Here is a 14,796-nt window from a genome sequence, read left to right on the forward strand (position 1 = left end):
GATCATTCATAGTGGGACGGATATGAGCATTGACTTGAAGGGCAGGATCGCGCTGGTCACCGGCGCGTCGCGTGGTATCGGCTATTTCACGGCACTGGCGCTCGCCAAAGCCGGTGCGCATGTGATTGCCTGTGCACGCACGGTGGGCGGCCTTGAAGAACTGGACGACGCCATTCAGGCGGCAGGCGGCACGGCGACCCTCGTTCCCTTCGACATCACAGACATGCAAGCAATCGACCGGCTGGGCGCTTCGATTTTCGAACGCTGGGGCAAGCTGGACATTCTGGTCGCCAACGCCGGTATTCTGGGCGTCATTTCCCCACTCGGCCATGTCGAAGCAAAGGTCTTCGAGAAGGTCATGCTGACCAACGTCACTGCGACATGGCGGCTCATTCGCTCGGTCGAACCGCTTCTTTTGAAGTCGGATGCCGGGCGTGCACTGCTGCTTTCCTCTGGCGTTGCCAATGATGCTCGTGCCTTTTGGGGTGCCTATGCCACCAGCAAGGCGGCTGTCGAAATGCTGGGGCGCACCTGGGCGGCGGAAACCTCGCATACCAAGCTCTGCGTCAATAACGTCAATCCTGGAGCCACCCGCACAGCCATGCGGGCGCAGGCCATGCCAGGTGAAGATCCAAAAACCGTTCCCCACCCATCCGAAGTCGCGGAAAAGCTCCTGCCGCTCTGTGCGCCGGACATGACGGAAACAGGCCGTCTCTATGTTGTTCGCGAGGGTAAATTCGTAGATTATAAATTGCCGGAATAACTCCGGTAGCCGCGTTTCAGACAGTCCTCATGCGCCCTCGCGACATCCTCGTTTACATTTTTCTTTCGGTCGCATGGGGTCTTTCCTTCCTGCTGCTGCTGCATGTCATTGCGGCCTTCGGTTGGGTCGGATCGGTAACATTCCGCTGCCTGCTGGCCGGGGCGCTTCTGCTGGGTCTCTCGCGAATTATGGGACGCAAGCTGCGGTTCCCGGCAAGCTGGAGACCGCTGGCCGTTGTCGGTGCGACCACCGTGGCGGGCCAGCTCATCGGCATTTCCTATGCCACGCCGTTGATTGGCACGGCGATGGCGGCGATCTTCGTCGCCACGATACCCCTGTTCTCCATGGTGATTGCAAGAGTGTGGGGTACGGAGCTCATCACGCCCGCGCGCGTTGCCGGGCTTGCTCTGGGAACCATTGGCATCATCATGCTCGTTGGTTTTCCGGCTGTGCCTGTCGACAGGAATTTCATTGTCGGCTGCGTTGCGATGGTCTTCAGCACCTTCTGCGCGGCCTTTGGCAGCAATTATGCCAGCCGTTACCTGAGCGACACCGGCCCTTGGGAAGTGACGATCGGCGCCTTCCTGTTCGGCGGGGTCATGGCACTGCCACTCCTGTTTCTCGTTCCGGTTCCGGGCGTGCCGCACGCCATCGATTATCTCTATCTGCTCGTTCAGGCCGGCGTGATGAGCGCCCTCACCTATGTGCTGTATTTCGGCCTCGTCAGCAGCATTGGCGCCACGCGCGCAATCAGTGTGGAGTTCGTGGTCACAGTGATTGCGGTGCTTGTGGGAGCCTTCGCACTCAATGAACCCATCACCATCCTGCAATTCATCGGTGGCGCAGTTATCATTGCGGGATGTACACTAGTACTCGGTATTTTTCCCGCCAAGGACAAGATCCCGCTTCAGCCTTGAGCTTCTCCCTCGCGCCTGCAGCCCGCTAGAAAGAATATTCTGTCGGGATCGGATCCGGCGAACGTTTGCGCCTTGACGCCCCCTTGACCATCCCTGCCTGTCGCGCCATAAGCTTTGCCCCATGAACAAGGCCAACTGCTGCATCATTTGCGGGATTATTATTCGCTAGCGTTTCGCTGGCCTGGCCGTTCTCGTCTCTCGAAATTCCAAGAAGACAAGGGAACCGGTTCCGGCCGGTGGGTGAATTTCATTCGGGAGAGACTGTCCATGAGCCTCAAGCTCAAGCTTTACAACACGCTGACCCGCGAGAAGGCTGAATTTCAGCCAATCGACCCGAGCAATGTGCGCATGTATGTCTGCGGCCCCACCGTTTATGATTTCGCGCATATCGGCAATGCGCGCCCCGTCATCGTATTCGACGTGCTGTTTCGTCTGCTTCGTCATGTCTATGGCGAGCCTCAGGTGACCTATGCCCGCAACATCACCGACGTGGATGACAAGATCAATGCACGTGCCCTGCGCGATCATCCGGGCCTCGATCTGAACGAGGCGATCCGGCTGGTGACGGAACGGACCGAGAAGCAGTTTCAGGCGGATGTGACTGCCCTCGGCTGCCTTGAACCGACCGTCCAGCCGCGCGCAACCGATAACATCGCCCAGATGATCGGCATCATCGAGAAGCTGATCGAGCGCGGCCACGCCTATGCGGCAGAGGGCGAGGTTCTCTTTGATACCCGCTCCATGAGCGATTACGGCCAGCTTTCCAAGCGTCCGCTGGATGAGCAGCAGGCAGGAGCACGCATAGCGGTCGATGCCCACAAAAAAAATCCCGGCGACTTCGTGCTGTGGAAGGCGTCCAGCGAAAGCGAACCCGGCTGGCCAAGCCCCTGGGGCCGTGGCCGTCCCGGCTGGCATATCGAATGCTCAGCCATGAGTGCCCGTTATCTGGGCGAGACCTTCGACATCCACGGCGGTGGACTGGACCTCATCTTCCCGCATCATGAAAATGAAATCGCCCAGTCCCGTTGCGCGCACGGCACGCATGTGATGGCGAATGTGTGGATGCACAATGGCTTCGTGCAGGTCGAAGGCCGCAAGATGTCGAAGTCGGAAGGCAATTTCGTCACGATCAACGAGTTGCTGGAAACCGAGAAATTTGGTGGCCGCACATGGCCGGGCGAGGTCCTGCGGCTTGCCATGCTGATGACGCATTACCGCGAGCCGATCGATTTTTCCGTCAAGCGGCTGGAAGAGGCGGAACGTCTGCTGGCCAAGTGGCCGGTGGTCGAAGCCGGAAGTGCCAAGCCTTGCGAAAACGTACTGGATGCATTGGCGGATGACCTGAACACCGTCGCAGCCGTCCAGGCCATCCATGCACTGGCGCAGGCCTCGCATTCGGATGAAGATGCGAAGGCACGCTTTGCGGCTTCTGCCAATCTGCTGGGGCTGCTGCCAAAGGCAACGGAAGTCGACGAAGCCATTGCCGCGGGCATTGATGCACTTGTCGAAATGCGGCTCGAACTTCTCAAGGCAAAGAATTTTGCCGAGGCCGACCGCATTCGCGATGAACTTGCCGCCAAGGGCATTCAGCTCAAGGATGGCAAGGCCAAGGATACCGGCGAGCGTGTGACCACCTGGGAAGTGAGGCGCTGATGGCAAAAGCGGGAGGAGAGCATGAGTGAAGTGCATACCGGCGGATGCCAGTGCGGGGCGATCCGTTTTCGCGTCACCGGTCCCTTGAAGGACAGTTCGATCTGCCACTGCCGCATGTGCCAGAAGGCGTTCGGTGCCTATTACGCGCCGCTGGTTTCCGTGCGCAACACGGATTTCCAGTGGACGCGTGGTGAGCGCAAAATCTTCCAATCCAGCAATATCGTGTCTCGTGGTTTCTGTGCGGATTGCGGAACGCCACTGACCTATGAAGCCCCGGATGGAATGGCTGTGGCCGCCGGAGCCTTCGATGATCCCTCCGTGCTGCCGCCGGTCAAGCAGTTCGGCATTGAAGGCAAGCAGCCATTTATCGATACGCTGCACACTTTGCCGGGCCATCCTACCGAGGAAGACTTGGAGGATGCGCCCTTTCTGGCGGATATCATTTCCTACCAGCACCCGGATCACGATACCGATGTCTGGCCGGAGCCAAATGCATGAGCGCGCCAAACCCGAATACCAAAATGCCGAAATGGCTGCTTTACGGGCTCATTGCAAAAGGTGTTCTGGTTGCCGCGATCACGATCGGCGTGGTTGCCTATGTACGTTTGAGGTAGGAGAGGCATGATGGAAGGCGTATTTACCGGCGGATGCCAATGCGGCGCAGTGCGGTTTCGGGCTGAGAAACTTGGTCGCCCGTCCATCTGCCATTGTCGCATGTGCCAGAAAGCGTTCGGCGGCTTTTTCGCGGCCTTGATTTCCGCTGATCAGGCGCATCTGACCTGGACGCGCGGGCAGCCCAGCCTGTTTCGCTCTTCCGCCAAGGTGAAGCGTGGTTTTTGCCCGAAGTGCGGAACGCCGCTGACCTACCATCATCCAGATGGTGTGGAGCTGGCGATTGGCGCTTTCGATCAACCGGAGCTGTTTGAACCGGAAGTTCAGGTTAACCACGACAAGCGCCTGCCCTGGATCGACCATTTGTTCGAGAAGCGCGCGGTAGCACAAAGCCTTGATGAGAGCCTGGTGGATAGCTACCAGCACCCGGATCACGATACGGCCGAGTGGCCGCCAAAGGATGCATGACATGAACGAGTTGCGGACGTTTTATCCCGAGATCGAGCCTTTCGAGACCGGTTTCCTGGAGACCGGCGACGGTCACCGGGTCTACTGGGAGCGGGTCGGGACGAAGGGAGCAAAGCCTGCGGTATTCCTGCATGGCGGTCCCGGTGGCACGATCAGCCCGACGCAGCGACGCCTTTTCGATCCCGCGCTATACGATGTGATCCTCTTCGATCAGCGCGGCTGCGGCAAAAGCACGCCGAATACTAGCCTGGAAAACAATACGACCTGGCATCTTGTGGCCGATATCGAACGGTTACGCGAGATGATGGGCGTCGAAAAATGGCTGGTCTTCGGCGGCTCCTGGGGATCGACGCTAGCGCTAGCCTATGCGGAAACCCATGCTGACCGCGTGTCCGAACTTGTCTTGCGCGGCATCTACACACTCACCAAGGCCGAGCTCGACTGGTACTATCAGTTTGGCGTATCTGAAATGTTCCCCGACAAGTGGGAGCGTTTTCAGGCACCCATTCCCGAAGATGAGCGCCACGAAATGATGGTCGCCTATCGCCGCCGTCTGGTCGGCGACGATCGCGAGGCGCAGTTGCGTTGCGCGCGCGCCTGGAGCATCTGGGAGGGTGAGACGATCACGCTTCTGCCAAACCCCACCTATTCCGGCACCTTCGAGGAAGACGCCTATGCACTGGCGTTTGCGCGCATCGAAAACCACTACTTCGTTCATGCCGGTTGGCTTGAGGAAGGGCAGCTTCTGCGCGATGCCTCCAAGCTGAAAGATATCCCGGGCGTGATTATCCATGGCCGCTATGACATGCCCTGCCCGGCAAAATATGCCTGGGCTCTGCACAAGGCGTGGCCCAAGGCTGATTTTCACCTCATCGAAGGAGCCGGTCACGCCTATCTGGAGCCCGGCATTCTGGATCAACTGATCCGGGCAACGGACCGTTTTGCCGGCAAGACGGACTAAAGAATACGGTTTGCGGCCCGTTTTGGGCCCTCTGATTGAACGATTTGCGGCCCGGGGAGGCGCAACTGATGAGCATGGAACGCATCTATCTTTTCGACACGACACTGCGTGACGGGCAACAGACGCCCGGCATTGATTTCTCGGTCGAGGACAAGATCGCGATTTCAAAGCTGCTTGACGAGTTCGGCATCGATTACGTGGAAGGGGGCTACCCCGGCGCCAATCCAACTGACACCGCATTTTTCGCACGCAAGCAAACGCATGCGGCCAAATTCACCGCTTTCGGCATGACGAAACGTGCGGGGGTCTCGGCCGCAAACGATCCTGGTCTGGCCGCCCTCTTGCAATCGAAAACCGATGCGATCTGTCTTGTCGCAAAGAGCTGGGACTATCATGTCGCGGTCGCGCTTGGCTGCACGAACGAAGAGAATCTCGAATCGATCCGGGACAGCGTGAAGGCGGTGGTCGCATCGGGGCGGGAATCGCTCATCGATTGCGAGCATTTCTTCGATGGCTACAAGGCAAACCCCGATTACGCCCTTGCCTGCGCCAAGTCCGCCTATGAGGCCGGTGCACGCTGGGTGGTGCTCTGCGACACCAATGGCGGCACGCAGCCGGACGAAGTGCGCAGAATCGTCTCCGCCGTCATCGCCTCCGGCATTCCCGGGACTTCGCTTGGCATCCATGCGCATGACGATACGGGGCAGGCCATTGCCAATTCACTGGCGGCCGTTGAGGCGGGCGTGCGGCAGATCCAGGGAACGCTGAACGGCATCGGTGAGCGCTGCGGCAACGCAAACCTCATCACCCTCATCCCCACCCTCGCCTTGAAAAAGGTGTATTCGGATCGGTTCGAAACCGCGATCGATGCGGAACGCCTGACGGGCCTGACGCGATTGTCTCACGCCTTCGATGAATTGCTGAACCGTTCACCTTATGCGCAGGCACCCTATGTGGGTGCCTCCGCCTTCGCAACGAAGGCGGGCATTCATGCCTCCGCATTGCTCAAGGATCCCCGTACCTACGAGCATGTCGTGCCGGAAAGTGTCGGCAATTTCCGCAAGGTCATGGTGTCGGACCAGGGTGGCAAATCCAACTTCCTCAACGCGCTGAAGCGCATCGGGCTGGACGTTGCGAAGGATGACCCGCGCCTGGATACCTTGATTTCCATCGTCAAGGAGCGTGAGGCGCAAGGCTATGCCTATGAGGGTGCAGATGCGAGCTTCGAGCTTCTGGCGAGGCGCACTCTGGGCACAATTCCGCATTTCTTCGATATCGACGGTTTCCGCGTCATGGTGGAACGGCGCTTCGACGCCAACGGCCAGTTGAAGACTGTGTCCGAAGCTGTCGTTCGCCTGATCATCGATGGGCATCGCATCATGTCGGTGGCAGAGGGCGATGGTCCGGTCAACGCGCTGGACCTGGCGTTGCGCAAGGATCTCGGCAAATTCAACCAGGAGATCGAGGAACTCGAACTGGTAGATTACAAGGTGCGCATTCTCAATGGCGGGACCGAGGCGATTACCCGCGTTCTCATCGAGTCCATGGACGGGGACGGAACCCGCTGGTGGACGGTCGGCGTTTCGGAAAACATCATCGATGCCTCCTTCCAGGCGCTGATCGACTCCATCATCTACAAGCTGATGAAGAACCGGCACATGGCCGGACGGCTGGCCGCCGAATAGCGTTTCGGCGCTTCACCAAATGGAATGTTAGCTTCAGCGAAATGAATTGGTTACGCCTGTGGTTCAGGCGTAGACCATCCGCCTTGTGGCGACGAAAGGCATGCAGAATGGCAAGCAGCGAAACAACTCCTGCCCTGAACGGCGATACCCCGAAGGGATTTGCCTATGCCTTTGCCGCCTATGGCCTCTGGGGCTTCATGCCCATCTACCTCAAGATGCTGTCTCATCTGTCGCCTTTCGAAGTATTGGCACACCGGGTAGTGTGGTCTCTTCCGCTGGCCGCCCTCGTGCTTCTGGTGACACGGCGCTTCGGCGACCTGAAGGCAGCCTTCGCGTCCGGCAAGACCATGGTCATGGCCTTCGTGACCGCCTGCCTGATCACGGTGAACTGGTGCACCTATGTCTACGCGGTTGCTTCAGGCCATGCAATCGAAGCCGCGCTTGGTTACTTCATCAATCCGCTCTTCAGCATCATGCTGGGCTCCACCCTTTTGAAAGAAAAACTGGCGCCTGCGCAGAAAGCCGCCATTGTCATTGCGCTGATCGCTGTGGCAATCCTGACCTGGGATGCCGGTCGACTGCCCTGGATTTCGCTGACCTTGAGCATCAGCTGGGGTTTCTACGCGCTGTTTCGCAAGACGTTGCCGGTTGGCCCCAATCAAGGCTTCTTCCTTGAGGTTGCCATCCTCACGGTCTTCGCCCTGCCGTACATCATCTGGCTCGAAATGAGTGGAACCGGCCATTTTACGCATGGCACGGTTTCTGACACATGGCTCTTGTCGGCAGCGGGGTTGGCGACCGCCATTCCGTTGATGATCTATGCCAACGCCGCGAAATTGCTCCGGCTTTCAACGATTGGCATCATGCAGTACATGACGCCCACCTTTGTGTTCTTGATTGCGATCTTCGTCTTCAAGGAACCCATGAACCCCGTCAAGCTTTTCGCATTCGTGCTCATCTGGTCGGCCCTTGCACTCTACAGTTTTTCCATGCTGCGGAACTATCGAGCCCGATAGGCAAAACTGCGGAATCGCCGACGATTCCGACCGTGCATTTCGGCTTTGATAACATCCTGCTCTGAAAAGCTGACGACGCCGTCCGTTCGCTCAGAGACTCGCCCGTCTCGAACTAAAGCGTAAATTTTTTACACATTGAATTTGTGGAAAATTGCCACTGCGCAGGGGCGTGAACAGCCTATTCTCAGCCATTTAACCAGAAATTTAAGGAAACAATACTTTAGCTGTAATTAAATACTCTGCTCCATCCTGTAGTTTAGACAACTACAATATATGATATTATTGACAATTTTGTGAAATTTGCTTAAAATTTACGGTTAATTAAAGATATAAAATATTTCGAGGGGATAACCTACTGTGAAAACATCGATTTCCAGCGCACCTACTCGTTCTTTTTCCAGTTCCGATCAAGACGATAAGACCTCAGACAGACCAGTTCAAACCGAGACAGGGTCCGTCAAAAAAGTTTCGCCAGACAGTTCTCCGTCCAAACGACGCCCCGCGAATTCCTCCACGTCATCCGGCGGCAGCTCTTCCGGTACAAGCTCGGGTTCATCGCCCCGCACCAGCAGCAGTTCCGGGACGGGTTCGAGTCAAACGTCGAGACCTTCCAGCGGGACGAGTTCCGGCACCGGCGGGAGCTCCGGAAACACCCGCGCACCGTCAATAATACCCTCTCGAACAGGATTGTCAGACAACAAAGATGTCAGTCCTCGCGGTGGTCCGTTGACTGCACCGCAGCAGCGATCATCTACCGGAAGCGTACCAAGCAGTCCCACATCTCAGCCACTCTCCAGACTGTCGGGCGCACCCACCCTCATGACCTCGGGCGCGCGTACTGGTGGATCCGCACCGACCAGCCTGAGCTCGACGTCATCGCCGGGGAGCAAAGGGCAAGTCAAGCTCAACACATCGGATGCAAGCGGTGGCACTCGCACGCAACATTCCATCAGTTCATCGGGAGCGTCTTCAGAAGCGCCGGAACAGAACACCAATAGTAGCTCGACGACGACATCTGCCAAAGGACCATCGACGACATCGACGGCTGCGGCCGGTGATCCGCCCGCCAATACAAAGGGCTACGACAATGCAGGAGACCTCATTCAAAACCTGATGGGCTCCAGTCTGATGGGAGAGGTTCATCAATATCTGGCGACGAAGCTCAGTACGAAAGACATGTCTTTCGCCACGATGGATGTGATCCGGAATCCGGGAAAGTATACCGCAGAGCAGAAGACTCTCATGTACATGGACCTGCTCTACACCAGAGCAAGATATGATGGTTTCAAGGGTGAAGCCGACAAGTGGCGCGATGGTATCAACAACCAGAAGGAAATAGGCGAAGACTTCAAGCAGGCTTTGGCCATCCTCGGATCAGACAAGGATGTTCAGTCCGGCTACGTGAAGATGATCATGGATGCCTTCAAACTGCGATTCAACTGGAACCAGTTGACGCCATTTGAGAACGACGATCCCCTGGACCAGATCGAGCAAAGAAAGAAAAAAGACGCAGCCATGAAGCCGACACTGGATGCGGTCCTGGCAGCGTTTGACAGAGACATCGTGGAAGGCGGCTTGCTCAAAAAAGGATTGGAGGCCGGCAAGGATGCCAAAGCGATCATGGAGGAATACAATACTACGCTCGGTGCCTATCTCTCCATCCTGCCGGAACAGGACGTCTTTGGCAGAATGCAGCAGACCCTTGAGCCAACGGACATTCCACTGATCGGAGGCGCGAGCTTCCAGGAGCGAATGACGAAGGCGGAGGAAAAATACAAGGAATTCTTTGCGACCCACATCCTTCCAAATGCACCTAACCCAGGCGATGTTTTCAAGGAAATCTTCGACGAACAGGTCAAGCGCGAATTCGGCGGCCTCGGTCCAAGTGTACTTCCGCAACTCGATCCGAGTAATATCAGTCCTCACAGCGTCATATTCCGCAATCTCTCGGTCGACGTTAACACCCTTCGCGAAGTTGCGAAAAGAGATGTCGCGTGGAAGGAAGGCGTTGGTTTAAAGAACCTTTTCCGTCCGACCGTCGAGATCATGGCAAATCTCAGATACCCTGATGCCGCTACGGCGGGCGGGAAACCGGATGCCAATGCCGCTGCACACCGGAAGGCATTCACGGATGCGGTTATGAACCAGATCGATCCGCTGATGACATTCATGGGAACAACCCAATCGCCTGATGCGATGAATGCCTATCTGGACCGCCTCACATTCACCCCTTCCGCTGCAACCGGCGATTTTACCAAGCAGGATATGGTCCAGGCTCTTCGCGGCCTAGTCATGGGGGCGAGCGCGATCAATACGATGAACGCCGATGCCACTGCCGACCCGAATTACAAAGGTCGTGAAATTGGCACCTATTCCGTCAACGACATTTCCGCGGCCATTACTATTGGGACAGGTCTCGCTGGCCAAAGTCTGGTTGTCGCCGGAACGGATGGCCTCAGTGCGCGCGATGCAGCCGCCATGAAAAAACTGTTCGGAAACGACGACAATGGCCGAGGCTGGAGTGCAGCCGTTTTTAGCGCGGCGCCATCGACGATGGCCACCGAATTCTGGGACAAAAGCGTCGAGAAGATGAGCAAGAGCGTAGCCGCAGGGTTGCGCAACCGAACAGGTCTGGAAGACGGGGTCACGGATCCGAAGATATTCACCCGACAGAGCAAGCTGGATGCGATTGCAAAAATCGTTGCTCCATCCGCGCAAGCTTTGGCCGCATCGTATTTCAAGGACAACCCCGAAGAAGCGAAAACCTTCACAGCCAACATGTCGACCATGCTGGGCGCGGTGTGGGGGCTCACCAAACCGGGCGGTGACATTCACACACTGAAGGCCAATCTGACAGCCTGGGCGGAAACCAATATCAAGTCGGCGCCTCCCTCAATCGAGATCTCGCGCTACCGGTCAATGGTCGTCAGCGGCGCGACCACAATTGTCAACTCCTTGCGCACCTCCTGGCTTGCCGACCATAATCCGGATGCCACCTGGGATACGATCGGCCTTGGCGTCATGCATGCCATGGGTGGTCTTTCGGCCTTGTTGAAGGGTGGATCCACCTATGCGAGCAAACTGATCCCCCACATGGAGGCCATGTTGCCGGGCGAGCCAGACGTCATCAATGCAAGCCGAAAGGCGCTGGCCAAGAATCTTGGTACCGCTGCGAAGGTCGTCGGTAATGCCGCCGGTTTCGGCTATGCACCACTGGAGATCTATCAGTTCGCAAAGGCACTGAAGGATGGCGGCAACCCGGTAGATCTCGCACTGATGGGTATCGGAACCGTCTCCGATTCCATTCTTGCAGTACAAGGATTGGCCGGCCTTGGAGAAGTGCTGATTAATTCCACTTGGTTGAACCGAGCCGGTCCCGCAGCGGCGGCAGCGGGCCGAGCAGCCAGCGCAGCCGCGCCTTTCCGCTTCTTCTCAGGCCTGCTGTCAAGCACCATCTTTACTGCCGCCTCCGCGGTCTCCTGGATCGCCTGGGGTGGCTATGCCATCTGGCAGCTGGTCAAGGCGGAAAAAGCCTATAACAAGACGAAGGACGCGCTGGACGCGGATATGGCGCGATTGATCGGGACGAATATGTCATTCTACGACATCAAATCCCGCGACCGGGATCGCAACGGTCAACCTTACAAGGATGACAACGCAGAACGGACACTCACCCCCGAAGACTGGGCAGCCATCCGAGCCAAGGTCGAGGAATACCGTAAGTCAGCGAACTGGGAAGATTGGAAGATCCCGGAATGACAGATTGATGGCCGGGTAGATAACTGGAGCCGGGCGCCGCCAGAAGCCAGACTTCTGACGGCGCATCCGTTCAAGGGTGTCGCGATCTTTCAGATTCACTCCCGACGCCTTAACTCTTTGTTTTATCGCATGTCGTTTTCGCAAAACCGCTGCAGACTTTTGGCTACGACATGCTTCAGCCGCACTTCACCGGGCTATGCCCATTGAGCTTCGTGCGTCCCTGGGCCCTAATCAGACCCTCCGTCGATCACCCTCAGAGACGATCCATGATTGCCTTGTCACCATCGGATGGCGATGCGTCACCCCACGCATCCACTATCGCAGGAACGATATCCTCGACCCTGTCGATGACGAGTGGCTGCACCAGATTGGCGTTGTGAATGAAGCCCTGACGCTTCATATGATCGATCAGTTCCAGCATGGGATCCCAGAAACCACCGATATTGGCAAAGACCATGGGTTTGCCGTGGCGACCGAGTTGCGCCCAGGTCATGATCTCGACGATCTCCTCCAGCGTTCCAATGCCGCCCGGAAGCGTCACGAAGGCATCGGCGCGCTCGAACATCTTGTGTTTGCGCTCGTGCATATCCTTCGTGATGATCAACTCATTGAGCTGTCCAAGCGAATGACGTGTCGCCTCCATATCCACAAGGAATTCCGGAATGATGCCGGTGACTTTCCCGCCATTGGACAGAACGCCAGATGCGACCGCGCCCATGATACCTTTTGTTCCGCCGCCGTAGACGAGATTAAGACCGTGTGTGGCGATGGATTTGCCAAGCGTTCTGCCTGCCGCGACATGGGCCGGATCACGTCCCGGCTGTGAGCCACAATAAGCACAAATGGATCGAATTGGCACAGCGTTCTCCGTATTTCATGTATCGGATGCCGAACTTCACGGCTCCGTCGTCAAAAGTGACGGGGAATCAAGCTGTGAGCAAGTGCAAAAGGCGGCGAATCCTTGTTAACTCTCAATGAACACTGTAATCCGGAACCGTTGGCGCCGTGACGCCAGGAGAGGTTTTGATGATCCATAATCGTGCCGGTTGGCTCGCTCTTGCTGTTCTTGCTGTCGCAACCCTGCTGATGGTGTTTTTCGTCATGCCTCGGCTATCGGGCGATGAGAAGCCGCAGACGACAGCCATGACTCCTGCAGCACCGGCAACGCAGGCGCCGACACCTGCCGCACCGGAAACTTCGGCGTCACAATCCGCAACGGCTGACAAGGGTGCAAAGCCGCAAGCCGAGACGAAGCAGGATGTACTGCCCGCACCGGAAAAGCCCGCTGCGGCACCAGCCTCGCCTGCACCGCAGAAAGCCGAAGCTCCGGTCATCATTCCGACCTTCGACGTGCTTCGTGTCGAGCCCGATGGCTCCACGGTCATTGCAGGTCGCGCGGCTCCAGGCTCCAAGCTGGAAGTAACGGATCAGGCGAACACGGTTGCCACGACCACAGTCGACAAGGCGGGCGAGTTCGTTGCCATTCTCGACAAGCCGCTTTCTCCGGGCGACCACCAACTGGTTCTCAAAGCCACGAGCCCCGACGGCAAGACGGTAATCTCCGAAGAAATAGCGACGGTCTCGGTTCCCCAGGGCAAGGAATCGGAATTGCTGGCCATGGTCACCAAACCGGGCGAAGCCAGCCGCATTATCGCCAAGCCGACAGCGCCTGCGAAGACCGACCGTGTTGCAACGACTGCGCCTGATGCATCCACGGCGCAAGCCTCCGCCGAACCCGCAAAACCTGTCCCGCAGGTGATGAATGCTCCGGTTGCCCAACCCTCTACCGAGCCCCAGCCGCAACAGCCGACGGTCGCGGCGCCTGCAACAGGAACAGCTCCAGCACAGCAAAACGCGAGTGCCCTGGCTGTCGCACCTGCGGTGCCGAAGTCGTCGGATGCGGGCAAGGCTGATCTTCAGATCAGTGCTGTAGAGGTGGAAGGGAGCAAGCTTTTCGTCGCGGGCGTCGCCAAGCCCGGTTCGCGCCTCAAGGCCTATGCGGATGGACAGGTCATTGGCCAGACGATCGCAGGCAGCGACGGAAGTTTCGTCATCGATGGCGTTCGTGAACTGACGGTCGGTCAGCATACGATTGCCGTCGATCAGATCGGCGCAGACGACAAGATCATTGTTCGCGTCGAGGTTCCGTTCAATCGTCCCGCAGGAGATCAGGTGGCTGCAGTTGCGACACAACAGAATTCTGCGGCGAGCCTGACGCCGATCGATGCCGGGGCCTTCGACAAGCTGCGCAATGAAGTGGCCAAGGCCTTCCAACTGCTGCAGAACCTCTATGCCAATGGTGCAACGCCGAGCATGGAGCAGGTTGCCGCGGCGCGTTCCGCCGTGACCATTTCACTCCGGTCGCTGACAGAGTACCGCCTGCCTGCCGGTGTCAGCGCCAACGCCGCAGCGATTGCCGATACGACAATCAAGGCAGCGGCGGATGCTCTGGCTGCTCTGGAAGTGCTGCCGAAGGATGTCGAAGCCATTCGCAAGAACTTGGGGACCCTGAGCGCAATGATCGCGCGCGTTACATCGTCCACCCTGCCATCTGCGCCTGCGACAGCGCAGGCTACCCCACCTGCGACCAATCAGGATGCGGGCGCGCCGAGGACAATTGCGCAGGCGCCCTTGACCCAGAGCGAGGCCGCCTCAGTCATCATTCGTCGTGGGGATACGCTTTGGCAGATTTCCCGTCGCGTCTACGGCCAGGGTGTCCGCTACACGACGATCTATCTGGCAAACCAGGATCAGATCGCAAACCCGGATGTGATCCAGCCAGGTCAGATCTTCGGCGTCCCGAAGGACGCCATGCCGGAAACGGAAGCAGAAAAACTGCATCGGCAGCGCCTGAACAAGACCTGAAACGAGATTGGGGCCGCTTCTGCGGCTCTCATTTATGATGAACTGGCGTGCCGCGAATCCCTGAATTGCGTTGCGGTCAGCGCAAGCAGGCCTTAAA

General features: G+C 57.7%; 11 protein-coding genes. 10 read left to right on the top strand and 1 reads right to left on the bottom strand.

Annotated elements, in window-relative coordinates; genetic code table 11:
* Window positions 1–22 precede the first annotated feature (22 nt).
* The 9 genes from ASD54_RS01015 (at window position 23) to ASD54_RS01055 (ending at window position 11,834) form a co-directional block, all read left to right on the top strand.
* On the top strand, window positions 23–763 hold the full coding sequence (locus tag ASD54_RS01015) for an SDR family NAD(P)-dependent oxidoreductase (protein WP_062552741.1): 741 nt from the start codon (window positions 23–25) through the stop codon (window positions 761–763).
* A 29-nt stretch (window positions 764–792) separates the two neighbouring features.
* The gene (locus ASD54_RS01020) at window positions 793–1,680 is read left to right on the top strand and encodes a DMT family transporter (protein WP_062552742.1); all 888 of its coding nucleotides are present in this window, start codon (window positions 793–795) and stop codon (window positions 1,678–1,680) included.
* A 267-nt stretch (window positions 1,681–1,947) separates the two neighbouring features.
* Entirely contained in the window at window positions 1,948–3,333 is a 1,386-nt protein-coding gene (gene cysS / locus ASD54_RS01025; protein ID WP_062552743.1) for a cysteine--tRNA ligase, read from the top strand.
* Between the two features lie 21 nt (window positions 3,334–3,354).
* Window positions 3,355–3,831 carry a GFA family protein gene (locus ASD54_RS01030; RefSeq protein WP_062552744.1) on the top strand — a complete coding sequence of 159 codons (477 nt, stop codon included), beginning with the start codon at window positions 3,355–3,357 and terminating at the stop codon, window positions 3,829–3,831.
* Between the two features lie 123 nt (window positions 3,832–3,954).
* The gene (locus ASD54_RS01035; RefSeq protein ID WP_062552745.1) at window positions 3,955–4,413 is read left to right on the top strand and encodes a GFA family protein; all 459 of its coding nucleotides are present in this window, start codon (window positions 3,955–3,957) and stop codon (window positions 4,411–4,413) included.
* Window position 4,414: 1 nt separating this feature from the next.
* Entirely contained in the window at window positions 4,415–5,374 is a 960-nt protein-coding gene (pip, locus tag ASD54_RS01040; protein ID WP_062552746.1) for a prolyl aminopeptidase, read from the top strand.
* Between the two features lie 68 nt (window positions 5,375–5,442).
* Window positions 5,443–7,059 (top strand): citramalate synthase, encoded by a 1,617-nt coding sequence (gene cimA / locus ASD54_RS01045; RefSeq protein ID WP_062552747.1) that lies wholly within the window; start codon window positions 5,443–5,445, stop codon window positions 7,057–7,059.
* A 107-nt stretch (window positions 7,060–7,166) separates the two neighbouring features.
* On the top strand, window positions 7,167–8,075 hold the full coding sequence (gene rarD, locus ASD54_RS01050; RefSeq protein WP_062552748.1) for an EamA family transporter RarD: 909 nt from the start codon (window positions 7,167–7,169) through the stop codon (window positions 8,073–8,075).
* 819 nt (window positions 8,076–8,894) lie between these two features.
* Window positions 8,895–11,834, top strand: a complete 2,940-nt coding sequence (locus ASD54_RS01055) for a hypothetical protein (RefSeq protein WP_062552749.1) — start codon at window positions 8,895–8,897, stop codon at window positions 11,832–11,834.
* Between the two features lie 253 nt (window positions 11,835–12,087).
* Here ASD54_RS01055 and ASD54_RS01060 read toward each other — a convergent pair whose 3' ends face one another.
* Window positions 12,088–12,693 (bottom strand): TIGR00730 family Rossman fold protein, encoded by a 606-nt coding sequence (locus tag ASD54_RS01060; RefSeq protein ID WP_062552750.1) that lies wholly within the window; start codon window positions 12,691–12,693, stop codon window positions 12,088–12,090.
* Window positions 12,694–12,860: 167 nt separating this feature from the next.
* Here ASD54_RS01060 and ASD54_RS01065 point away from each other — a divergent pair, with 167 nt between their 5' ends.
* Window positions 12,861–14,699, top strand: coding sequence for a LysM peptidoglycan-binding domain-containing protein (locus ASD54_RS01065; protein ID WP_062552751.1), 1,839 nt, complete (start codon window positions 12,861–12,863; stop codon window positions 14,697–14,699).
* The last annotated feature ends 97 nt before the right edge of the window (window positions 14,700–14,796 follow it).

The organism is Rhizobium sp. Root149 (genome assembly GCF_001427345.1).
GTDB classification, from domain to species: domain Bacteria; phylum Pseudomonadota; class Alphaproteobacteria; order Rhizobiales; family Rhizobiaceae; genus Neorhizobium; species Neorhizobium rhizoryzae.

What these genes read in the sequence shown, in the direction of transcription:
- ASD54_RS01065 (WP_062552751.1), top strand. Translation starts at nt 12,861, where the DNA reads ATGATCCATAATCGTGCCGGTTGGCTCGCTCTTGCTGTTCTTGCTGTC.
- cimA (WP_062552747.1), top strand. Translation starts at nt 5,443, where the DNA reads ATGAGCATGGAACGCATCTATCTTTTCGACACGACACTGCGTGACGGG.
- cysS (WP_062552743.1), top strand. Translation starts at nt 1,948, where the DNA reads ATGAGCCTCAAGCTCAAGCTTTACAACACGCTGACCCGCGAGAAGGCT.
- ASD54_RS01020 (WP_062552742.1), top strand. Translation starts at nt 793, where the DNA reads ATGCGCCCTCGCGACATCCTCGTTTACATTTTTCTTTCGGTCGCATGG.
- rarD (WP_062552748.1), top strand. Translation starts at nt 7,167, where the DNA reads ATGGCAAGCAGCGAAACAACTCCTGCCCTGAACGGCGATACCCCGAAG.
- ASD54_RS01055 (WP_062552749.1), top strand. Translation starts at nt 8,895, where the DNA reads ATGACCTCGGGCGCGCGTACTGGTGGATCCGCACCGACCAGCCTGAGC.
- ASD54_RS01015 (WP_062552741.1), top strand. Translation starts at nt 23, where the DNA reads ATGAGCATTGACTTGAAGGGCAGGATCGCGCTGGTCACCGGCGCGTCG.
- ASD54_RS01030 (WP_062552744.1), top strand. Translation starts at nt 3,355, where the DNA reads ATGAGTGAAGTGCATACCGGCGGATGCCAGTGCGGGGCGATCCGTTTT.
- pip (WP_062552746.1), top strand. Translation starts at nt 4,415, where the DNA reads ATGAACGAGTTGCGGACGTTTTATCCCGAGATCGAGCCTTTCGAGACC.
- ASD54_RS01035 (WP_062552745.1), top strand. Translation starts at nt 3,955, where the DNA reads ATGATGGAAGGCGTATTTACCGGCGGATGCCAATGCGGCGCAGTGCGG.